Annotated in this window: 17 protein-coding genes; 8 read left to right on the plus strand and 9 right to left on the minus strand. The window is 70.8% G+C overall.

Annotation, left to right across the window (positions count from 1 at the left end; genetic code table 11):
- Positions 1-150: 150 nt before the first annotated feature.
- Both ACFYZF_RS19045 and ACFYZF_RS19050 read right to left on the minus strand, forming a co-directional pair.
- The gene (locus tag ACFYZF_RS19045) at positions 151-1,230 is read right to left on the minus strand and encodes an inositol-3-phosphate synthase (protein ID WP_387022348.1); all 1,080 of its coding nucleotides are present in this window, start codon (positions 1,228-1,230) and stop codon (positions 151-153) included.
- 23 nt (positions 1,231-1,253) lie between these two features.
- Positions 1,254-1,892 carry a PadR family transcriptional regulator gene (locus ACFYZF_RS19050; RefSeq protein WP_387022351.1) on the minus strand — a complete coding sequence of 213 codons (639 nt, stop codon included), beginning with the start codon at positions 1,890-1,892 and terminating at the stop codon, positions 1,254-1,256.
- Between the two features lie 175 nt (positions 1,893-2,067).
- Here ACFYZF_RS19050 and ACFYZF_RS19055 point away from each other — a divergent pair, with 175 nt between their 5' ends.
- The 3 genes from ACFYZF_RS19055 (at position 2,068) to ACFYZF_RS19065 (ending at position 7,248) form a co-directional block, all read left to right on the plus strand.
- Positions 2,068-2,532: a DUF5318 domain-containing protein gene (locus tag ACFYZF_RS19055; protein WP_387022354.1), complete on the plus strand. Its 465-nt coding sequence runs from the start codon at positions 2,068-2,070 to the stop codon at positions 2,530-2,532.
- A gap of 191 nt (positions 2,533-2,723) precedes the next feature.
- Positions 2,724-5,609: a transglycosylase domain-containing protein gene (locus tag ACFYZF_RS19060; RefSeq protein ID WP_387022357.1), complete on the plus strand. Its 2,886-nt coding sequence runs from the start codon at positions 2,724-2,726 to the stop codon at positions 5,607-5,609.
- 130 nt (positions 5,610-5,739) lie between these two features.
- Positions 5,740-7,248, plus strand: a complete 1,509-nt coding sequence (locus ACFYZF_RS19065) for a glycosyltransferase family 87 protein (RefSeq protein ID WP_387022360.1) — start codon at positions 5,740-5,742, stop codon at positions 7,246-7,248.
- A gap of 25 nt (positions 7,249-7,273) precedes the next feature.
- On the opposite strand, the gene ACFYZF_RS19070 is transcribed toward ACFYZF_RS19065, so the two are convergent.
- Genes ACFYZF_RS19070 through ACFYZF_RS19080 form a run of 3 tightly spaced genes read right to left on the minus strand, consistent with a single transcriptional unit; the run spans position 7,274 to position 10,950 of the window.
- The gene (locus tag ACFYZF_RS19070) at positions 7,274-7,873 is read right to left on the minus strand and encodes a zinc-binding dehydrogenase (protein WP_387022362.1); all 600 of its coding nucleotides are present in this window, start codon (positions 7,871-7,873) and stop codon (positions 7,274-7,276) included.
- Between the two features lie 45 nt (positions 7,874-7,918).
- Positions 7,919-10,162 (minus strand): hypothetical protein, encoded by a 2,244-nt coding sequence (locus ACFYZF_RS19075; RefSeq protein WP_387022365.1) that lies wholly within the window; start codon positions 10,160-10,162, stop codon positions 7,919-7,921.
- The gene (locus ACFYZF_RS19080) at positions 10,159-10,950 is read right to left on the minus strand and encodes a deoxyribonuclease IV (RefSeq protein ID WP_387022367.1); all 792 of its coding nucleotides are present in this window, start codon (positions 10,948-10,950) and stop codon (positions 10,159-10,161) included. The genes ACFYZF_RS19075 and ACFYZF_RS19080 overlap by 4 nt, the downstream gene beginning before the upstream one ends.
- 724 nt (positions 10,951-11,674) lie before the next feature.
- Here ACFYZF_RS19080 and rpsF point away from each other — a divergent pair.
- The 5 genes from rpsF (at position 11,675) to ACFYZF_RS19105 (ending at position 16,647) form a co-directional block, all read left to right on the plus strand.
- A complete protein-coding gene (rpsF, locus tag ACFYZF_RS19085; RefSeq protein WP_120683045.1) occupies positions 11,675-11,965 on the plus strand; it encodes a 30S ribosomal protein S6 in 291 nt (96 codons plus the stop codon).
- A gap of 88 nt (positions 11,966-12,053) precedes the next feature.
- Complete coding sequence (locus tag ACFYZF_RS19090) at positions 12,054-12,599, plus strand: single-stranded DNA-binding protein (RefSeq protein WP_387022370.1); 546 nt, start codon at positions 12,054-12,056, stop codon at positions 12,597-12,599.
- Positions 12,600-12,640: 41 nt separating this feature from the next.
- Complete coding sequence (rpsR, locus tag ACFYZF_RS19095) at positions 12,641-12,880, plus strand: 30S ribosomal protein S18 (RefSeq protein ID WP_007073789.1); 240 nt, start codon at positions 12,641-12,643, stop codon at positions 12,878-12,880.
- Positions 12,881-12,894: 14 nt separating this feature from the next.
- Complete coding sequence (rplI, locus tag ACFYZF_RS19100) at positions 12,895-13,341, plus strand: 50S ribosomal protein L9 (RefSeq protein ID WP_387022373.1); 447 nt, start codon at positions 12,895-12,897, stop codon at positions 13,339-13,341.
- Positions 13,342-13,980: 639 nt separating this feature from the next.
- The gene (locus ACFYZF_RS19105; protein ID WP_387022781.1) at positions 13,981-16,647 is read left to right on the plus strand and encodes a replicative DNA helicase; all 2,667 of its coding nucleotides are present in this window, start codon (positions 13,981-13,983) and stop codon (positions 16,645-16,647) included.
- A gap of 63 nt (positions 16,648-16,710) precedes the next feature.
- Here ACFYZF_RS19105 and ACFYZF_RS19110 read toward each other — a convergent pair whose 3' ends face one another.
- The 4 genes from ACFYZF_RS19110 to ACFYZF_RS19125 are packed head-to-tail and all read right to left on the minus strand — an operon-like array spanning position 16,711 to position 21,653.
- Positions 16,711-17,121 (minus strand): zf-TFIIB domain-containing protein, encoded by a 411-nt coding sequence (locus ACFYZF_RS19110; protein WP_387022783.1) that lies wholly within the window; start codon positions 17,119-17,121, stop codon positions 16,711-16,713.
- 19 nt (positions 17,122-17,140) lie between these two features.
- Entirely contained in the window at positions 17,141-17,776 is a 636-nt protein-coding gene (locus ACFYZF_RS19115) for a phosphoribosyltransferase (protein ID WP_387022376.1), read from the minus strand.
- Complete coding sequence (locus ACFYZF_RS19120; protein WP_387022379.1) at positions 17,773-19,125, minus strand: glycosyltransferase 87 family protein; 1,353 nt, start codon at positions 19,123-19,125, stop codon at positions 17,773-17,775. Before ACFYZF_RS19120 ends, ACFYZF_RS19115 begins: the two co-directional genes overlap by 4 nt.
- Positions 19,122-21,653, minus strand: a complete 2,532-nt coding sequence (locus ACFYZF_RS19125; RefSeq protein ID WP_387022382.1) for a putative bifunctional diguanylate cyclase/phosphodiesterase — start codon at positions 21,651-21,653, stop codon at positions 19,122-19,124. Before ACFYZF_RS19125 ends, ACFYZF_RS19120 begins: the two co-directional genes overlap by 4 nt.
- Between the last annotated feature and the right edge of the window lie 556 nt (positions 21,654-22,209).

The following is a 22,209-nucleotide window of genomic DNA, read 5'->3' on the forward strand; positions in this document are numbered from 1 at the left end:
GCGGCCGGGGGCGCCGCCCCCGCCCCGGCCGGGACGCACGCGGCGGCGGCCCGCCGGGCCCCCCCCCCCCCCCCCCCGGGCGCGCCCCCCCCCCCCGGCGGGGCGGGGCCCCCCCCCCCCCCCCCTTCCGTGCTGTCGCTGGTCAGCGTGTCAGCGCTCGACCTCGCCCTTGATGAAGGACTCGACGGCGGCGTGCGCGTCGTGGTCGGAGTACTGCACCGGCGGGGACTTCATGAAGTACGACGAGGCCGACAGGATCGGGCCGCCGATCTTCCGGTCCAGGGCGATCTTCGCGGCCCGGACGGCGTCGATGATGACGCCGGCCGAGTTCGGCGAGTCCCACACCTCGAGCTTGAGCTCGGCGTTGAGCGGGGTGTCACCGAAGGAGCGGCCCTCCAGGCGGATGTACGCCCACTTGCGGTCGTCGAGCCACGGCACGTGGTCCGACGGGCCGATGTGCACGTCGCTCTTCTGCATCTCGTGCGGGATCTGCGAGGTGACCGACTGGGTCTTCGAGATCTTCTTCGAGACCAGCCGCTTGCGCTCCAGCATGTTCATGAAGTCCATGTTGCCGCCGAAGTTGAGCTGGTACGTGCGCAGCAGCTCGACGCCGCGGTCCTCGAAGAGCTTCGCCAGTGCGCGGTGCACGATGGTGGCACCGACCTGGCTCTTGATGTCGTCGCCGACGATCGGCAGGCCCGCGTCGGTGAACTTCTGCGCCCACGCGGGGTCGGAGGCGATGAAGACCGGCAGGGCGTTCACGAACGCGCAGCCGGCGTCGATCGCGGCCTGGGCGTAGAACTTGGCGGCCTGCTCGGAGCCGACCGGCAGGTAGCAGACGACGACGTCGACCTGCGCGTCGCGCAGCGTCTGCGTCACGTCGACCGGAGCGGCGTCCGACTCCTCGACGATCTCGCGGTAGTACTGGCCCAGGCCGTCGAAGGTCGGACCGCGCTGCACGCTGACGCCGGTCGGCGGCACGTCGCAGAGCTTGATGGTGTTGTTCTCGCTGGCGACGATCGCCTCCGCGAGGTCCATGCCCACCTTCTTGGCGTCCACGTCGAACGCCGCGACGAACTCCACGTCCGAGACGTGGTAGTCGCCGAAGGTGACGTGCATGAGACCCGGGACGCGGTCGTTCGGGTCGGCGTTGCGGTAGTACTCCACGCCCTGCACGAGGGACGAGGCGCAGTTTCCGACACCGACGATGGCGACGCGGACGGAGCCCATAGCGTCTGCCTCCTTCTTCTTCATCACGGCCGCTCTTTCCTGGACTCTCCAGGCGGAGGCGGGCTGTCGTTATCTCGTCGGCCGCCAACCGTCCCGGCTCGCGGGACCGTCGGGGCACGGCCGGAGCGCTCATTGGCGATGAGCTCCTCCAGCCAGCGGACCTCGCGCTCACAGGCGTCGAGACCGTGGCGTTGCAGTTCCAGGGTGTACGCGTCGAGGCGCTCGGCCGCCCGGCCCAGCACGTCGCGAAGACCCTCGCGACGCTCCTCGATCTTTCGGCGGCGACCCTCCAGGATGCGGAGTCGGGTCGCCTGGTCAGTGCGGGCGAAGAACGCGAAGTGCACACCGAAGCCCGTGTCGTCGTACGTCTCGGGACCGGCCTGCCCGATGAGCTGGGCGAAGCGTTCCTTGCCCTCGGCAGTGATCTTGTAGACCACCCGACCTCGCCGGCTGGTCAGCGCGGGAACCTCCTCGGCGGTCGCCGGGGTCTCGGCGGCTTCGGTGATCCATCCTGCCGCCTGCAACCTGCGTAGCGTCGGGTAGAGCGAGCCGTAGCTGATCGCCGCCCGGATCGCGCCCAACTTGGCCGCGAGCTCCTTGCGGAGCTCGTAGCCGTGCATCGGGGACTCCTGGAGGAGGCCGAGGATGGCGAGTTCGAGCACGGGCCACCCCTTCTTACCCCTGATGCGTGGGCGTAACCACCGCGATGTATCGGACCGATACATCGCACGTTAGCGGCTCACCCAGGATCAGGGCAAACCCTTCGGAGCGAGTTCCCGGGTTGACGGAATGTGACGGTGGTCGCCTCGTCGGGCCCGACGGCGTACCCTTCTCCGCATGCGTACGCAGCGCCAGGTGGTCGACTACTCGCTCCGGAAGCGTGCGGTGCTGCGTGAACTCCTCGCCGGCCGGGTCGGCACGTACGACGTCTGCGACGCCTCCCCGTACCTGAAGAACGCCGCCCGGTTCCACGGGGAACCGACCGAGGACCGCTGCCCGATCTGCCGCAGCGAGAACCTCACCCACGTCCACTACATTTACGGGGACGAGCTCAAGCAGTCCGCCGGGCAGGCGCGTACTCTGACCGAGTTGCCCGTCCTGGCGATGACGCTGCGTGAGTTCCAGGTCTTCGTGGTGGAGGTGTGCCTCGGCTGCGACTGGAACCACCTCGTCGAGCAGTACCTGCTCGGCCGGGACGGGCTGGCCGGTGACACGGAGGCCGGGGCGGAGCAGGGCGCGGTGGGCGGCTCGGCCGCGGGTGCCGGTCCGGCCGTTCGGCGGAGGCGAGAGGCGCAACGGTGAATCCAGCTGGTTCGGTTGACCCGGGGTGGAGAAGACGGGACGACCGACAGCCCTTTGGCCTGATTGGCCCGATTGATCCTGAAGTAACGTCCCCGCCCCGACACGCTCGGGCGGGGATCTCGCGTGTTTCAGCTCACGGCAACCCGGTGGCGGCGCGATGGCGTCCCACCGCGACCGGCAGGGTGTGAGGAATGAACTCGTACGGCGATCCCAGCTCCTCGCGCGGGCGGGCCCAGATCCCGGGCGCCAACGGCGACCCAGGCACGGCCGACGCGCACGCCCGCGGCGACGACGCCCGAGGCAACGGCTGGTCACCAGAGGGTACGGCACAGGGCGGCCGTGCCCCGGTCGCGCCCCGGGGCGCCGGTGGACGCGCCTCGGTGGGCGGCTCGGCATCCGTGCCGCCGCCGCGCGGCGGTGTCGCCGGCTCCGCCTCGGTGGGGTCCGCCTCGGTCGGGCGCGCGGGTGCGGGCCGGGCCTCGGTGCCGGTCCCCGGCGCCCCGGCGGCCGGGCGGGCCGGCGCGGGTCGCGCCTCGGTGCCCGTCTCCCCGGCGCCCGGCGGCGCCCCGGCCGGACGGGCCCCGGTCGGGGTCGGCTCCGCCGGGCGGGCGAGCGTCGGGTCCGCGGCCGTGGGCGGGCTCGCCGGCCGGGCGACCGTCGGCCGGGCCGGGGTGGCGCCGGTCTCCGGCGGCGGTGCGGGCGGGCCGGGGGGCCCCGGCGGGCCCACCGGGCCGGGGCGGGGAGGTCGTGGCGGTCGCGGCGCGGGCGACCCGAACACGATCGCGCGGGCGAAGAAGCGTCGCCGGATCAACGTGCTGATCGCCAGCTTCGCGATCTTCATCATGCTGGCCGGTATCGGCGTCGTCGGCTTCACCTACTACTCGACCACGGTCGTGCTGCCCGAGCAGTTGCCGCTGCCGCTGTCCACCACGGTGTACGCCAAGGACAACAAGACGGTCCTGGCCAAGCTCGGCGACCAGAACCGGCAGCTCGTCAAGATCGACGAGATCCCGAAGTACGTGCAGGACGCGGTGGCCGCGGCGGAGGACCAGAGCTTCTACGAGCACTCCGGCGTCGACTACAAGGGCATCGCCCGGGCCGCATGGAACAACCTCTCCAACGAGGACAAGCAGGGTGCCTCGACCATCACCCAGCAGTACGCCCGCAACGCCTACGCGAGCCTGAAGGACAACACGTACGCCCGGAAGGTCAAGGAGGCGATCCTCGCCTCCAAGCTCAGCGAGGACTACACCAAGGCTGAGATCATGGAGCACTACCTGAACGTGATCTACTTCGGGCGCGGCGCGTACGGCATCGAGGCGGCGGCGCAGACCTACTTCGGGGTGCCGACCAAGAAGCTCTCCGTGGCCCAGGCCGCGGTGCTCGCCGCGTTGATCAAGCAGCCGGTTGCCAGCGAGACCCACAAGGGTTACGACCCGGCTGTCAACCCGGGCGACGCGCGGTTGCGGTGGACCTACGTGCTCGACGGCATGGCCGCCAAGGGCTGGATCAACGCCCCGAACAAGCCACAACGACCGACCGACGCGCAGTACCCGAAGACGCTCAGCCCGAAGGCCGCAGGCTCGGCCGCGTTCGGCGTGAACACCTCCCGCGGCAACGTGATCAACTACGTCCGCGAGGAGATGGAGCAGTGGGGCATCTGCTCCAACTCAGGGGCGGCCGGCAAGATCAGCTGCGGAGACGCGCTGCGTGAGGACGGCTACCGGATCCAGACCACGATCGACCCGAAGCTCCAGGGCGCGGCGGAGAACACCGCGATGCGGGCCAAGAAGAACTCGGAGCTGGCCGATCAGCCGAAGAACCTGATGGCAGCGGTGGTCTCGATCGAGCCGAAGACCGGCCGGGTGCTCGCCTACTACGGCGGCGACAGCGGCGCGGACTTCGACTACGCCGGCAAGAACACCGATTCCGCCGGCAACCTGACCGGTGGCCACGCCCCGGGCTCGTCGTTCAAGGTCTACACGCTGGCCGCCGCGATCACCGCCGGCATCTCCGTGAAGTCGCACTGGGACGCCACCCCGTTCAAGCCGGAGGGCTTCAAGAACGAGGTGCAGAACGCGGGCCGGGGCGCCGGCGTCTGTAAGAAGTGGTGCACCCTGGAGGAGTCCACGGTCAAGTCGTACAACGTGCCGTTCTTCCACGTCACCGAGAAGATCGGCCCGGACAAGGTGGTCGAAATGGCCCGCGCGGCCGGCGTGACCACCATGTGGACCACCTCCGACAACCCGCCGAAGCCGATCGACCTGACCAAGAAGAAGGGCGAGGACGTCGCCCCCGAGCCCTTCTACCACGTGATCGGCTACGGCCAGTACCCGGTGACGGTGCTCGACCACGCCAACGGCCTGGCCACCCTCGCGAACGACGGCAAGTACAACAAGGCCCACTTCGTGATGAAGGTCGAGAAGCAGAACGTGGACACCGGCAAGTGGGAGGTGATCAAGGGGGAGAAGCTCAATCCCAATCCCCCGCAGCGGATCCGCGCGGACGTGGCCAAGGAGGTCACCAGCGTCCTCAAGCAGATCCCCGCTCCCAACGGCCGGTCGTTGGCGAACGGCCGGGAGGCGGCGGGCAAGACCGGCACCTGGGAATACGACAGCAAGGACAACGCCCACGCCTGGATGGTCGGCTACACCCCGCAGCTCGCCACCGCGGTCTGGGTCGGCAGCAAGGACCCGAGGAAGCCGCAGATCAGGGACAAGAACGGCGAGGACATCGGCGGCTCCAAGCTCCCCGGCGCCATCTGGCAGCGGTACATGAACGCCGCGCTCGACGGCGAGAAAAGGGAGAGCCTGCCCTCGGTCACCGGGATGGGCGACCCGGACGCCGGCAACGGCACCGAGCCGCCGCCCCCGCCCACGCCCCCGACCCAGCCCCAGCAGCCCCCCTGCGACCCGCTGAACCCTCTCTGCCCGCAGACCCCCGTGAACCCGGGCAACCCGGGGCCGGGCAACCCGGGGCCGGGCAACCCGGGCACTACCGACCCCCGGCCGAGGAACGACAACGGCGGCAACGGTGGCGGGCTGTTGCCCACCGTCGCGCCCCGCACCCGCGAGTGAGCGGACTGGGCTGAGCATCGCCGCCGCCGGCGGCCGGACACCACGTCCGGCCGCCGGCGGCGTTTCGCGTACCGGAATGTTCGCGCCTGGGCGGGACGCGGAGGCCATCGGTACGGGATGATTCCTGTCCATGAGCACCCAGTCGACGACAGACATCGACGATGCCGGGGCCAGCGACCACCCGTCCCGGTCGGACGGATTCGTCCGCGGCGCCTCGGAGTTGATCGGCGGCCCGCTGGGCGACCACGCGGTCGCGCTGGACCGGCCCGCCGGCCGCGAGAGCCGGTTCTGGACGGCCACCCGGATCGTGTTGGCCCTGGCCTGCCTGACCCTCGCGCTGCACTGGGTGCAGAAGTCCCCCTGCCAGGACGGTGCCTGGCAGAACAACGTGCAGTACACCCGCATGTGCTACACCGATGTGCTGGCGCTCTACTACGCCGAGGGGCTCAACGAGGGCAAGGTGCCCTACCAGGACCACCCCGTCGAGTACCCGGTGCTGACCGGGTACTTCATGGGCGCGCTCGGGCTGCCGGTGCACGCGCTCGGCGTCGACAACCCTGAGATCAACCAGGGGCAGTGGTTCTACAACCTCAACGTCCTGGTGCTCGGCGCGCTCGCGGTGGCCACCGTCGCGGTCATCCTCAACCTGCGCCGCCGACGACCGTGGGACGCCGCCCTCTTCGCGCTCGCCCCCGCCCTCTTCCTCACCGCCACCGTCAACTGGGACCTGCTCGCCGTCGGGCTGGCCGCGTTCGGGCTGTTCGCCTGGGCCCGCCGCCGCCCGGCGGTGGCCGGGGTGCTGCTCGGCCTGGCCGGGGCGGCCAAGATGTGGCCGCTGTTCGTCCTCGGGCCGATCCTGGTGCTCGCCCTGCGCTCGAATCGGCTCCGCGCCGGCCTCACCGCCGTCGGCGCGGCGCTCGTGGCGCTCGTCGCGGTCAACCTCCCGGCCGCCGTGCCCTACCGCGACAACTGGGACCGCTTCTTCGAGCTGAACACCACCCGGCCCATCGACTGGGGCACCCTGTGGTACATCGGGCGCTACCTCGACGGCAAGGTCAACACCGGCGACCCCGGCTCGATGGGGCCGTTCGAGTGGCTGAACGCCAACATCCCCACCCTGAACTGGCTCTCGTATGCCCTCTTCGGGCTGGCCTGCCTCGGGGTGGCCGCGCTGGCGCTGCTGGCGCCGCGCCGGCCCCGGCTGGCCCAGCTCGCCTTCCTGGTCGTCGCCGCGTTTCTGATCTTCAGCAAGGTCTGGTCGCAGCAGTTCGTGCTCTGGCTGCTGCCGTTGGTCGTCCTCGCCCGGCCGAAGTGGGGCGCGTTCATCGCCTGGCAGGTCGCCGAGATCGGCTACTTCGTCGCCTTCTACGGGGAACTGCTCGGCACGGCGAACAACCGCCCGGTGTTCCCCGAGGGGGTCTTCGTGCTGGCCTCCGCGCTGCGGTTGGGCACCGTCGTGCTGCTCTGCGTGCTGGTCGTCAAGGAGATCCTGGACCCGGGGCGGGACGCCGTGCGGGCCACCTACGCCGACGACCCGGACGGCGGCGTGCTCGACGGCGCACCGGACGCGCCGTGGTACGACCGCTGGCGCCAGCGACCGTCGGACGTCCCCGCCGAGCCAGCCGCCGCGACTGGCTGAGCCGTCAGCTGTTGCGATCAGATGACTATGGGGTCAGTACGATCCTGCCGAAGACTTCGCCGGCGTCCATCTTCTGGTGCGCCAGCACGGCGTGCTCCAGCGGGGGCACCTCGTGTACCACCGTCTGGAGCCCGCCACGAGCCGCGGCAGCGAACTGCTCCATCCGCACGGCACGTCGAGCAGGCTCCGCAACCGTCGCGCTGCTGAAGGTGGCGAAGGACATCGACTTCTGGAACGCGGCCATCAACCTCGTGCCGAAGTCTGCCGGCGGTTGGCCACCGACTGCGCCGACGACCACGAGTCGACCATTAGGGTTGAGTCTGTCGATGAACGAAGGCATGTGTTCACCCGCTATGACGTCGATGATGACGTCGTAGCCCGGGAGATCGTCCGCCCCTCCTTCTCCGGAGCGGTCCAGCACGTGGGTCGCACCGAGGTCGCGCAGTCGACGGCCACGCTCGGGGGAGGAGGTGGTGACTGCCACGGCGCTGGCGCCACCGTGAGCCGCGAGCTGGACCCTGCACGCCACATCGACCAACGACCGGGTTGTCGCCTTCCGCCGCTTCGCCGCGTTCGTGATTCGGGCGTTTCGCGCTTGAGCGGCACTCACCGGAAGGGCGCCCATCAACCGGTCCGGCGCCGGCCTCGGTACCCCGCTCCCACATTCTGACTACACGAGGCGGAAGACCACCGCGCCCTCGATCTCCTCACGGGTGATGCCCAGGGCGTCGACGGGGGTGTCGATCGTCGTCGCCCATGGCGTGCCCGCGATCCGGTCGCGCAGCACCACCACGTTGCGGACGCCCAGGTCGCGCAGGTAGGTCACGCTCGCCTGGTCCGGGAAGCTCTCGGCGGCCTGCCGGATCTCGGCCTGCCGAACGGGGGTGAAGCCGCTGCCGCCGTTGACCATGTCCTGGAACCTGCTGGTCGACCACAGCATCACCGGCTGGTCGAGGTTCTGGCTGCTCGGCAGCACCAGCATCGGGCCGTCCACCGACCGCATCGCGGCGGGCTGGGCCGGCACCACCGGATGCGGCGTGCTGTTCAGCCCTTCGGCGACCACCAGCAGCAGCGGCAGCACCGTGGCCAGCCGTAGCCACGGACCCGGCCACGGCGGGACCCGCTCGGCGGCCCACTCCCGCACCCGCACGGCGAAGGCGCTGACCGCGCCCGCGGCGAGCAGCCCGAGCAGCAGCGTCGTCCACAGCATCATCCGCCCGGGCGTGCGCAGGCCGTTCCAGCCGGGCAGGTACTCGAACAGCAGCCCGTAGGTGAAGGTGCCGCCGAAGAAACGGGTGCCCATCGCCAGCACCATCGTCACCACCACCCCGGCGAGCAGCAGCAGCCGGTGCCGCAGCCGCCACACCGAGAAGAACAGTCCGCCTGCGGCGAGCGCGTACAGCACGAAGCCCGGCAGCAGGGTCATCTCCGGGTGCCAGGGCAGGACCGACCGCGCGCCCTCGTGCAGGCCGCCCCACACCCGGGACTCCGCCGGGGCGGTGAAGAAGCCCGAGAACGGCGGCGAGTAGACGCCGATGTCGGCGAGCGTCCGCGCCGCGTTCGGGTGCAGCTCGGCGACCTTGAAGAAGGGAACGGCCAGCAGCCCGCCCACACCGGCGAAGAGCAGCGCGCCGACCACGTCGGCGACGAGCAGCCGGACCCCGAACGGCCGGGGGTTCGACCGCCGCCGGACGAACCACGTCACGGCGGCGACGAGCGTCGCCCCCGCCAGTATGTACGCGAACGGCAGCCCGATGCCGAAGCCCAGGCTGAGCTGCCAGGCGGCCACCAGCCAGCCGGCGTACGCCCACCCGGCGTGCCGCCGCTCGGGGCGGTAGCCGTGGCGCAGCGACCAGCCGTGCCCCCGGGCCAGCATGGCCAGCGCCAACGGGATGCCGCCGTTGGACACGATGTGCAGGTGACCCGCCTGGGCGAGCAGCCAGGGGGCGTACGTGTAGCTCATCCCGGCCACCGCCGCGCCCGCCCGACCCGCGCCGAGCTGCCGGGCCAGCGCGTACGCCCCGAGCGTGGCCAGCGCGTGGGCCAGCACGAACATGATGTTGTACCGCAGCAGGGCGGCCTCGGGGCCGGTGCCGATCATGCCGGCCGGTGCGTAGCCGAGCAGGGTGTCGGAGAACGCGAAGCTCCACGGGTCCGGGAAGAACGTGTTGGACTGCCACAGCTGCGCCGGGTCGGTCAGCAGGGCGTGGCCGGACCAGGCCATCTGCCAGGCCTGGAGGCTCGGGTCCCAGTAGTCCTGAGGAAGCGTGTAGAGGGGGTAGCGCAGCGTCGGCCAGGTGAGCGCGACGGCCAGGGCCAGCGAGGCGAGCACGGCCAGGGTCCACTCGTGGACCAGGAACCGGCCGACCGCCCGCAGGACGCGCCCCACCCGCCCGGGCACCCGCTCCGGAGCGGGTGCGAACGCCTCCCACCGGTCCGGCTTCGCACCGTCGCCGTCCTTCGCGGTGCCGCCGTCCTTGTCCGCCTTCTTCGTGTCCGAGGCCTTCGCCGTTCCGGCGTTCTTGTCCGTGGTCTCTTTCTTGTCGGCGTCCTTCTCCGTGTCGCCGCCGCCCTTGGTGTCGGCGCCCTCGGCGGCGTCCGTGTCCGCGGACCTGGTGACGACGTCGTCCTGAGCGACGTCGTCCTGAGCGACGTCGTCCTTCACGATGTCGGCGTTCCCGTCGTCGTCCTTCGCTGCGGGCTCGGCGTGCTGCCCCGCGTCGGCCCTCTTCCGGCCGGCGTCGGCCCGGTCGCTGCCGGCTGCCTGCCCGTCGTCGGTCGCCCCGCCGTCCCCGATGCCCTTCGTGGCGGTGTCCGGGTTCTTCACGGCGGCGCCGTCCACCAGCGGACTCCCGCCGGTCGTGTCCCCGCCGGTCGTGTCCTCGCCGGTGGCGCCGACCCGCTCGGTCGTCATGCCGCCGGGCTTCCCGCGCCGAGCCGGTCGCGCAGGAACGCGATGTCGGCGCCCTGCCCGTCCACCCCGCCCGGGGTCTCCACGATCACCGGTGCGTCCGCCGCCCGGATCACCGCCACCACCAACTCCGGGTCGATCCTGCCGCCGCCAAGGTTGTCGTGTCGGTCCCGGCCCGAGTCGAACGCGTCCTTGGAGTTGTTGGCGTGGACCAGGTCGATCCGGCCGGTGATCGCCTTGACCCGGTCGACCAGGTCCAGCAGCTCCTCACCCCCGGCGTGGGCGTGGCAGGTGTCCAGGCAGAAGCCCACCTCGTACTCGCCGACGGCGTCCCAGAGCCGGGCCAGCGCGTCGAGGCGACGGGCGCAGGCGTTGTCGCCCCCGGCCGTGTTCTCGATCAGCACCGGGAGGGCGAAGCCGCCGGATTCCGCCGCGTAGGCGAAGGTCTTGCGCCAGTTGTCGAAGCCGACCGCCAGGTCGTCGCCCGCGTTGACGTGCCCACCGTGCACGATCAGGCCCTTCGCGCCGATCCCCGCAGCGGCGGTGGCGTGGCCGACCAGCAGCTTCCGGCTCGGGATACGGATCCGGTTGTTCAGCGTCGCGACGTTGATGACGTACGGCGCGTGGACGTAGAGGTCGACGTCGGCGGCCCGCAGCCGGTCGGCGTCCTCCCGTGGTTGCGGGGCCTTCCAGCCCTGTGGGTCGGAGAGGAAGAACTGCACGGCCTCGGCGGCCCGGGCGGCCGCCTCCGACAGCGGGTCGGCGGAATCGACGTGGGCTCCGATACGCATGGAGGCGAGCCTACGTCGCGGCACCGACGCGCGGGGTGACGGTGCGCCCGGGTGGCGGCATCCGGTGCGGCGCTGCCAGGGACGGCGCCGGTGGGCGGGGCGTCACCCGGGGCGGGGGTGGTCGTTGGTCCGGTTGGGATCGACGGTCGACTTTCCGGGGGTGCCAGCGATTCTCCGGGCGCGGGCCACGGGGCGACCTGGGGGCGGCCGGAGTGGGATCCGACGCGTGGGGGTGGCCCGGTGGCGCCGGATGCCGCTCAGCACGGTGCCACCCGGCCCGGGGCGGGCTGCGGAATTCCGGGAAAAAGCTCAATCCGCCCCACAGGGGACGATTGCCATTGTACCGTCAGATAACAACACGATGAAGCTCCGCGGGGCGTCGCGATCCAACCTCATCGGTGTGGTCGTTCCTCCCCAGGTCCCACCCAAGGAATGCGGACGGGACGCCCCGCGGCCTCGTAACGGGGGCCCGGTCCGACGCCAGCGTCGGACCGAGCCCCCGGCCTGTGCTGCCCTCTGTGCCGCCGGATCCGTCGCCCGGTCAGCCGTGCTGCCGGCGGCACGCCGGGAGTGGTCGACCTGCCCGGGCATGATCGTTCGGACCGGGTATTCTGGTCCGGTTGTCCGCGCCCGGCCGGGTTCCCCCGGTCGCGGAGCGGGCAGACGCACGACCTCCTGCCGCGGAAGGACCGTGGCCGCTTAGCCCACAGGAGGTGAGCACGTCTTGCGTCATTACGAAATCATGGTGATCCTCGACTCCAGCCTCGAGGAACGCACCGTCGCACCGTCGCTCGACACGTACCTGAACGTGATCCGGACCGCGGGTGGCTCGGTGGAGAAGACCGACGTGTGGGGCCGTAGGCGCCTCGCGTACGAGATCAACAAGAAGGCCGAGGGCATCTACGCCGTCATCGACCTGCAGGCGACGCCTGCGGCGGTGGCCGAGCTGGACCGTCAGCTGCGGCTCAACGAGTCCGTGCTGCGCACCAAGGTCATCCGTCCGGAGATGCGCTAACAGCGTTCAATCCGGTTCACCCGGTTCACCCGGATCAGCTTCATCGACGCTGTCGTAGGGCTCTGAGAGTCTGTACGGCGAACGATGAGTGCGCGAGGAGATGGTCATGGCAGGAGACACCACCATCACGGTCATCGGCAATCTGACCGATGACCCTGAGTTGCGATTCACCCCCTCGGGGGCCGCGGTCGCCAAGTTCCGGGTCGCTTCGACGCCCCGGTTCATGGACAAGGCGTCCGGCGAATGGAAGGACGGCGAGCCGTTGTTCCTCGCGTGCACGGTCTGGCGTCAGGCCGCCGAGCACGTCGCCGAGTCGTTGCAGCGCGGCGCCCGGGTGATCGTGTCGGGCCGGCTGCGTCAGCGGTCCTACGAGACCCGCGAGGGTGAGAAGCGCACCGTCATCGAGCTTGAGGTCGACGAGATCGGCCCGTCGCTGCGCTACGCCACGGCGAAGGTGCAGAAGATGTCGCGTTCCAGCGGCGGTGGCGGCGGCTTCGGTGGTGGCGGCGGTGGCGGTGGTGGTGCCCAGGGCGGCGGCGGAGGAAACTTCGACGACCCTTGGGCCTCGGCCGCACCAGCTCCCTCGCGCGCTGGTTCGGGTGGCGGCAATTTTGATGAGGAGCCCCCGTTCTAATGGCGCCGAGCGCCCGCGATCGCAAACCAGGAGCACGGTCAATGGCTAAGGCTGCGGCCCTTCGCAAGCCAAAGAAGAAGGTGAACCCGCTAGACAAGGACGGGATCACCTATATCGATTACAAGGACACCGCGCTGCTGCGCAAGTTCATCTCCGACCGCGGCAAGATCCGCGCTCGACGGGTGACCGGCGTGACCTCGCAGCAGCAGCGGCAGATCGCCCGCGCGGTCAAGAACGCCCGCGAGATGGCGCTCCTGCCGTACACGGCCACGGCCCGCTGAGAGGAGGCACCGACATGAAGATCATCCTGACTCAGGAGGTGTCCGGCCTCGGTGCCCCGGGCGACATCGTCGAGGTGAAGAACGGCTACGGCCGTAACTACCTGCTGCCGCAGGGCTTCGCGATCGTCTGGACCAAGGGTGCGGAGAAGCAGGTAACGGTCATCAAGCGGGCCCGCTCGGCCCGGGAGATCCGTGACCTCGACCACGCCAACGAGGTCAAGGCCCGGCTCAACAGCCTGAAGGTCAACCTGAAGGCCCGCGCCGGCGACGGCGGGCGGCTCTTCGGTTCGGTCACCCCGGCCGAGATCGTCGACGCCGTCAAGGCGGCCGGCGGCCCGACCCTCGACCGTCGGCGGCTGGAACTGCCCAGCCACATCAAGTCGCTGGGCGCGTACCCGGTCAGCATCAAGCTGCACCCCGAGGTGACCGCCAAGTTCGACCTGAACGTCGTCCAGGGCTGACACCGAAGCACCACGCGCAGGGCCCGCACCGGTACGCCGGTGCGGGCCCTGTGCGCGTGGGTGTGGCACCGGTCAGCCGATCCGCTGACCGGTGACGGCGCTGATCAGCACCGTCGAGAGCCCACCCCGACCATCGCCGCCAACCCCACGGTCGCCGACCGCCGCCGGGCTGTGGGTGCCCGACTGCTTGCGCACCGCCGACCAGTTCGCCCCGGGGCGGGACGGCTCCGCCCCGGCCCGGGAGGGCCCGACCGGGGCGCGGCGCGACGTAGGCGCAGCTGTCTGCGGGAGGCCGCACGGGGCGAGGATCGGCGAAACTGACGGGAAATTCTTATCCACAGGGTGTGGGTAGAGTTTTCCCAGTTCAGAGCGTTGTGTGGAAGAATTCCCCAGCGGTTGTCCACAGGCTGTGCACACCCTGCGCACATGTTGTCCACCGGTGTCCACAGGTTGTCCAGAGGCTCGTCCACCGGCGTGGTTGAGTCGCTGACCTCGGGTTCCGTATGGTTGCCTCTCGACCGACGGTGCGATGACCCCCGATCGACCCGACCGGTCCGATCGGAAGTCGCCGTGCCCGGCGGCGGACCGGTAGTTCGAACCGACGCAGCGGAGGGGGAACCGGTGTCGGTAGCCGACGACATGCGGACGCAGCCACGAGGCGGTGGCCAGCCGCCAGCCCCCTCCCAGCGGGAGGGCCAGTTCGAGAAGACCCCGCCCCAGGACGTCGCCGCAGAGCAGTGCGTTCTCGGCGGCATGCTGCTGTCCAAGGACGCCATCGCCGACGTCGTCGAGATCCTGAAGTCCCACGACTTCTACCGGCCGGTGCACGCCACCGTCTTCGACGCCATCCTCGACATCTACGGACGGGGCGAGCCCGCCGACCCGATCACCGTGGCCGCCGCCCTGGCCGACTCCGGCGACCTGGCCCGAATCGGCGGGGCCCCGTACCTGCACACGATGATCGCGAGCGTGCCGACCGCCGCGAACGCGGCCTACTACGCCCGGATCGTCGGGGAGCGGGCGGTGCTCCGCCGGCTGGTCGAGGCCGGAACGAAGATCGTGCAGCTCGGGTACGGCACCGGCAACAACGGCAGCCGGGACGTGGACGACATCGTCGACCTCGCCCAGCAGGCCGTCTACGACATCACCGAGCGCCGGGTCAACGAGGACTTCGCCGTCCTGGCCGACATGCTCCAGCCGACGCTCGACGAGATCGAGGCGGTCGGCGCCCAGGGCGGCATGATGACCGGGGTGCCGACCGGCTTCACCGACCTGGACCGGCTGCTCAACGGCCTGCACCCCGGACAGTTGATCATCGTGGCCGGTAGGCCCGGTTTGGGCAAATCGACCGCGAGCATGGACTTCGCCCGCAACGCAGCCATTCGGGCCAACCAGGCTGCGGCGATCTTCTCGCTGGAGATGAGCAAGGTCGAGATCGTCATGCGACTGCTCTCGGCCGAGGCCCGGGTCCCGCTGCACGTGCTGCGCAGCGGCCAGCTCTCCGACGACGACTGGACCAAGCTGGCCCGCTGTATGGGCGAGATCAGCGAGGCGCCGCTCTTCGTCGACGACACGCCGAGCATGAACCTAATGGAGATCCGGGCGAAGGCGCGCCGGCTCAAGCAGAAGCACGACCTCAAGATGATCGTGGTCGACTATCTCCAGCTGATGACCTCGCCGAAGCGCACCGAGAGCCGGCAGCAGGAGGTCGCGGACCTGTCCCGTGGCCTCAAGCTCCTCGCCAAGGAGGTCGAGTGCCCGGTGATCGCGGTGAGTCAGCTCAACCGTGGCCCGGAACAACGGACGGACAAGCGACCCCAGTTGTCCGATTTGCGTGAATCTGGCTGCCTCACCGCCGAGACCAGGCTCCTCCGCGCGGACAACAACACAGAGGTGACGCTGGGTGAACTCCTCGCCGGTGAGGTCAAGGAAGTTCCTGTCTGGGCGCTCGACGACAACCTTCGCTACGCCCCCCGCACCATGACCCACGTCTTTCCGAGCGGCACTCGCGAGGTGTTCCGGATGACACTGGCGTCGGGAAAGCAGATCGAGGCCACGGCCAACCACCCCTTCCTGACCTTTGCCGGCTGGGTGCCGCTGAGCGAGTTGGCTGCCGGGGCGCGTATCGCGACGCCGAGGCACATCCCGCCGCCGCTCGCCACTAGGCCCTGGCCTGAGGAAGAGGTGGTCCTGCTGGCCCATCTGCTCGGTGACGGCTCGTTCGTCCGGCGACAACCGATTCGGTACGCCAGTTGCGACGAACAGAATTTGCAGGCCGTTGCGGATGTGGCGAAGCACTTCGGCATCTCTGCTGTCCGGGACGACTACGCCGCCGCCCGGGTGACCACCCTGCGCCTGCCTGCTCCTTATCGACTGGCCAGGGGCCGCCGGAATCCGGTGGCCGAATGGTTGGACGCTCTCGGGCTGTTCGGCCTCAGGTCTCACGAGAAGTTCGTGCCGCAGACGGTTTTCGGCCTGCCCAAGGAGCAGATCACCACCTTCCTCCGCCATCTGTGGGCGACCGACGGATCCGTCTTCCTCAACAAGTCCGGCCGCGGTGGCAGGGTCTACTTCTCCTCGACCAGCCGACGAATGTTGGAGGACATCTCCCGACTTCTACTCCGGTATGGCATAACCGCCCGCCTCAAGGCCGTACCTGTCGTGCGGCACCGGCCTCAGTACACGCTCGATATTTCAGGCCGGGATGACCAGCTTCGTTTCCTCCGTGAGATCGGGGTGCACGGCGAGCGGGCGGCCAACTGCGCGGCGCTGCTCGGCGCGCTGGAGGAGTGGGAGAGTAATACCAACGTTGACACCGTGCCCACGGAAGTGTGGTCGGAGGTCCGTAGGATCCTCGTCGACCAGGGCATGAGCCATCGGGAGTTCGCCAAGGCGATCGGAACCCAGTTCTGCGGCAGCACCCTGTGGAAACACGCACCCAGCAGATCCAGGCTGGCGAAGATTGCGGCGGTCCTCGACTCAGTGGACCTTGAGCTGCACGCCACCAACGACATCTTCTGGGACGAGATCGTCTCAATTGAGTCGATCGGTGAGCGTGACGTGTACGACGCGACCGTCCTCGGCACGCACAACTTCGTCGCCAACGGCATTGCCACCCACAACTCCATCGAGCAGGATGCGGACGTGGTAATCCTTCTACACCGAGATGACTACTACGACAAGGAGTCGCCACGCGCGGGCGAGGCTGACTTTATTGTTGCCAAACACAGAAATGGTCCGACCGACTCCATCACCGTGGCCGCGCAACTTCACCTCTCCCGCTTCGTGGACATGGCGATCGTCTGACCGACCCCAGGGGCGATCCCGGGACCGGCTGGCAACACCACCGGCCGGCCCCGGACACGTCCGTCAGTCGAAGAGTTCGCCGAGGAAGCCGCCGTGCTTCTTCTTGCGGCGGTAGTGGCCGTGGTAGCCGTGGTGCTGCTGGCCGTGCCCGCCGTACGCCGGGGCGACGGGCGGGTAGCCGTGCGTGGGCGGCGGGGGCGGCGGCGGGGGAACCGCGCCGTACCCCGGCTGCTGTGGCTGGTGGGCGGGCGGAGGCGGCGGCGGGTAGGCGCCGGGCGCCTGGGGGCGCTGTGCCGGGTTCGGGGCGCCCGCCGGCTGCTGCCGGTTCCAGTTCGCCTCGGCCTCGAACAACTTCTCCAGTTCGCCGCGGTCGAGGAAAATCCCCCGGCACTCGCCGCACTGATCGATGACGACTCCGCTGCGTTCGTACTGACGCATGTCTCCGTGACACTTCGGACAGGTGAGCTGCATTATCCGAAGGTACCTGGTGATGTCACCCGATCGCGGCGAGCGCGTCGGTCACCTCGTCATCGGATACCTCGTGGAAGTCCTCGTAGTAGCTGCTGACCGCACCGAAGCCGGCGGGCCGCTGGACGCAGAGCACCTCGTCGGCCTCGGCGACCAGCATCTCGTACGCCTCCTCGGAGCCGACCGGGACCGCGACGACCACCCGACGGGCGCCGAGCCGCCGGGCCACCTGGACGGCGGCGCGGGCGGTGGCCCCGGTGGCCAGGCCGTCGTCGACGATGACGGCGGTTCGCCCGGTCAGGTCGAGCGGGGGGCGACCGGCCCGGTAGCGGCGTTCCCGGCGCTCCAGTTCCGCCTGCTCGTGGCGTTGCACCTCGGCGACGTCCCCCGGGTCGACCCGGGCGGCCACCGCTTCGTTGAGCACCCGCACCCCGTTCGGGCCGAGCGCGCCGAAGGCGACCTCGGGCGCCATCGGCAAACCGAGCTTGCGCACCACCAGCACGTCGAGGGGTGCGCGGAGCCGCTCGGCGACCACCCGGGCCACCGGCACCCCGCCCCGGACCAGCCCGAGCACGGTGATGTCGGGCCGGTTGGCCAGCTCGGCGAGCCGGTCGGCGAGGACCTGGCCGGCGTCCTCTCGGTCGCGGTAGGTCGTCGTCATACCTCAGGTGTACGCCCTGTCGGCGGGCCCGCGTCGGCAGTCCGGCGAGAACGACCGGTCGGGGGGCGGAGATCGCCCGGCTCGGGGCGGCCGAGGGCGGGTGCCCAGACCAGCAGGGCGGCCGGGTAGAGCAGGTACCCGAAGCGGGTGGACGGCATCAGCAGGATCGCGGCGAGCAGCCCGTACCCGCAGATGAGGGCGGTGGCGGCGGCCGTGCGGGGCGGGCGGCGCAGCAGCCGGACGGCGATCCCGACGCCGACCGCGACCAGCAGCACGGCGGCGACCACCCGGCCGGTGGGCAGGGCGGTCGCGATCAGTTGGCCGGGGAACGGGGACTGCGCCGGGCTGGTGACCAGGCCGTGGCCGAGCGGGAAGCGCAGCACGTTCTCGACCAGCGCGTCCCGGTCGACCAGCAGCGCGGGGAGCAGGGCGAGCGCCGGGACGCCGAGCGCGCCGGCGGCGAGCCGCCCGGAGGAGCGCCGGGTCGCCGCCCAGGCGATCAGGACGAGGGCGACCGGCCAGGCGAAGAGCTTCAGCGCGCCGGCCAGCCCGACGGCCAGGCCCGCGCGGCCCGGCCGGTCGACGGCGGCGAGGGCGAGGGCCAGCAGGCAGAGGGCGAGCACGGGCAGGTCGTCGCCGCCGGTGGCCAGGGTGAGGGCGCAGATCGGCAGCACGGTGGCCGCCTGGACGCCCCGCAGCACCGCCGCTGCCCGGCCGGTCGGGTCGGTCGGGTCGGTCGGGCGTAGGGCGCGGGCCGCCAGGGCGAGGGCCAGCGCGGTGGCGACCGCGAACCACAGCCGGGCGTCGGTCCACCAGCCGTCCGCGACCGCGCGGGGCAGGCCGAACAGGGCCATCCCCGGCTGGTACGGGGTGTAGCCGAGCAGCCGCTCGTCGGCGGGGAGCGCGACGATCGCGTCGTGTCCGAGGTACGGGGTGCCGGTCTCGGCGAGGCGGGTGCCGGCGTGCTCGACGACCACCACCTCCTCCTGTGCCCGGTCGGTCCGGCCGCCCGCTCGCTGCACACCCTGCTGGATCAGCGGCAGCACGGTTGCGGCGGCCCAGGCGAGCCCGGTGACCGCCCAGCGACCGGGTAGGCCGGCCAGCGACGAGGCGGCATCGCGCCGCCGGGCGGCCAGTTGACCCGCGACGGCGACGGCGGCGAGCAGGTACCCGAACGCGGCGACGGTTCCCCAGGCGCGGTGCGGCGGCAGGGTGGAGCTGATCGCGGTGACCGCCGCGAACGCTGCGGACGCTGCGTACAGGCCGATGTCGAGGGCCAGGCCCCCCGCGGCCCGGTCGATCCTCCGCCAGCTCGCGGGGGTACGGGTGGTCCGGTCGGCGGCGCTCACGCGGGCAAGTGTGGCAGACGCTCCCCTCGGCCTCGGCCGCCCTGCCGGCGGCCGGAGGGGAGCCGGAGCACGGCGCCCGCGTCGTGCAGCGGCGGTGCGAGGGTGCCGGGGCGACCGCCGAACCCGCGGTGCAGCGTGGAGAGCAGCGTCCCGGCCGGTACGGGCCGGCCGAACAGGTGGCCCTGCCCGGCGGTGCAGCCCAGCTCCCAGAGCGCACGGCGCTGCGGCTCGCTGGCCACCCCCTCGGCGACCACGGTGAGCCCGAGGCTGCGGCCCAGGTCGAGGGTGGACCGGATGACGGCGGCGGCCTCCGTCGACGCCTCCATGACAGACACGAAGCTGCGGTCGATCTTCAACTCGTGGACCGGGATCCGGGAGAGCAGGGAGAGCGAGGAGTAGCCGGTGCCGAAGTCGTCCAGGGCCAGCCGGACACCCTCGTCGCGCAGCCGGTTGAGCACCCGGTCGACCACGTCGAGCTGGCTGAGGGTCAGCGTCTCGGTCAGCTCCAGGACCAGCCGGTCCGGCGGCAGGTCGTGGGCGCGCAGCCGGGCCAGCACGGCGCCGGGGAAGCGGGCGTCGAGCAGGCTGCGCGGCGACACGTTGACCGCCACCGGCAGGTCGAAGCCGGCCGCCCGCCAGCTGCCGGCGGCGATCAGCGCCTCGTCGAGGATCGCCTCGGCGAACGCCGGGAGCAGCCCGGAGCGTTCCACCGCCTCCAGGAAGCGCAGCGGATCGATCATGCCGTGCACCGGGTGGTGCCATCGGGCCAGGGCCTCCGCGCTGGTCACCTCGCCGGTGGCGAGGTCGACGATCGGCTGGAAGTTGACGGTGAACTCGTGGTCGGCGACCGCCCGGGGCAGCTCCCCGCCGAGGGTGAGCCGGCCGAGGTCGGCGGTGTCCCGGCCCGGGGCGTACGTGGAGATCCGCTGACCGGCCCGCTTCGCCTGGTACATCGCCACGTCGGCACGGCGCAGCAACTCGGCGACCCCGCCGCTGGCCGGTGCGACGGCGATGCCGCCGCTGGCCTCGATGCTGATCCGCATGCCGTCCAGGCCGAGCGGCTCGTGCAGCGCGGCGAGCAGCGCCTCCGCCCGGTGGGCGGCCACCGCCGGGGCGGGCAGGCCGCGCAGGAGCACGGCGAACTCGTCGCCGCCGAGGCGGGCTACCAGGTCGTCGCCGTGGGCGGCACCGCGTAGCCGGCCGGCGACCTGCATGAGCACCCGGTCGCCGGCGGCGTGGCCGAGGGTGTCGTTGACCTCCTTGAAGTGGTTGAGGTCGATCAGCACCAGCGCGGTCACCCCGTCGGCGTGTCGGGCGTTGAGCTGCTCGGTGCCCTGCTCCAGCAGGTGCCGCCGGTTGGCCAGGCCGGTCAGCGCGTCGTGGGTCGCTGCGTAGGCGTGCTCGTCGGCGACGCGGGCCAACTCGGCGTACGCCTGAGCGTTGCGCACGGCGGTACACAGTGCGGAGGCGAAGGTGCGCAGGGTGTACTGCTCGCGTTCGGAGAGCCGGACCGGGCCCCGGAACCGCAACCGCAGCGCGCCGATGTCGACGGCCCGGTCGGACCCTTCGAGGGGCACCTCGATGGCTGGCCCGTCCACCGCACCGACCTCATCGGCGGGCCCGTCGTAGGTGAGGGCGCCGGCCGCGCCCCGGATGGTCCGGGTGCCCTCGCTCAGGGCGATCTCCACCTCGTCCGCGGAGAACAGTTCGGCGGCCTGGGTGACGGCGGTGGTGAGCACCTTGTCGAGGTCGACGACGTTGAGCGCGTCGGTGGTCCGGGCGAGCCGCTGCCAGGCGTCGCGTTCCGCCCGGTTGCGGACCCGGCTGGAGTAGGCAAGGTGCAGGCTCAGCACCAGCGGCGGCACGACGATCAGGAAGCTGGGGTTGCTGTTGAGGATCAGCAGGGTGGAGACGATGACGGCGAACCGGGCGGTGGCGCTGGCGATGCGCAGGTCGTAGTGCTCGCGGAACAGGTCGCGGACGCGGGTCCGGGTGGCGAGGGCGATGACCGGGAAGGTCAGCACCTCGTCGAGGACGACGACCACGAGGTACGCGGCGACGAGCGCCCAGATCGACCGGCCGACGGCCCCGCCGATCGGCCAGCTCCAGCCGACCGTCAGCAGCACCATCCCGCCGACGGCTGCGGTGACCATGTCCTTGGCCACGCCGAACGCCAGCTTGAGGGGCGCCACCCGGAGGATGCCCCGGACGAGTCCGACGCCCAGGCCGGTCGCGAGGATCACCCAGGGCACGGGTGCCACCGCGAGCCCGACGAGCACCGCGACCTCGGTCCAGGAGACGCCGTGGGTCGTCGCCCGGATGCGGATTCGCACGTTCACGGTGGCGCCCACCGCCACGAGGAAGGCCACGGTCGCCGCGCTGGTGAGCTCTCGGGCGCTCGGCGGGCTGTCGAACCCGATGTCGCGCAGGCTGAGCACGACCGCGGCGGCGGCGCACAGCACGACGAGACCGACAAGCAGCAGAAGCCGCCGATCGGTCTCACTGTCGCGTCTTGCGCTCCCGGCCACGTCCAGTCCCTCTGCCGTCGGTGATTCCTGGCAGTGCGTATCTCGGACTTTACGGCCGGTCAGGTCTCGGGTGAAGAGTTCGATCAGAGCCAGTCGTGAGCCTTCATGGTCCCGCCTTTCGTCTCAAGAACTTCGTCGACCGATGCCTGCCCGGGCTTGGCTGACACGCCGAATCTTATGACGTTTGGTGGGCCTTCGTGGCATTGCATGTCCATATGCGCAGAATGCGCTAATGAGTGCTGTTCAGGTCACTCACCGTTCTGGCACGAAAACCCACAGCGTAACTCCTGCGAGTTCTCGGCATAATTATCGGAGCGGTCCTCCCTCCCGTCTCTCCCCGGTCCGTCCATAGCCGTTTGCGCTGGTGTGGGCACCCCGTGGTGCGGTCGTTCGGTGGGGCGGTGAATTGTGATGACGGCCCGGTGTCCGTTCGGCGTACGGAGCCTGACGCACTTTTGCAGGGTTTTGTTTAAGTTTGTATACATATGTGCGGCCGAATGCCGCAGCAATCAATTCTCGGGCCTGCCCATTCGCCCGGTCCGCAGCGGCACCCCAT

This window comes from Micromonospora sp. NPDC001898 (assembly GCF_042891255.1).
In the GTDB taxonomy this organism is placed as follows: Bacteria; Actinomycetota; Actinomycetes; order Mycobacteriales; family Micromonosporaceae; genus Micromonospora.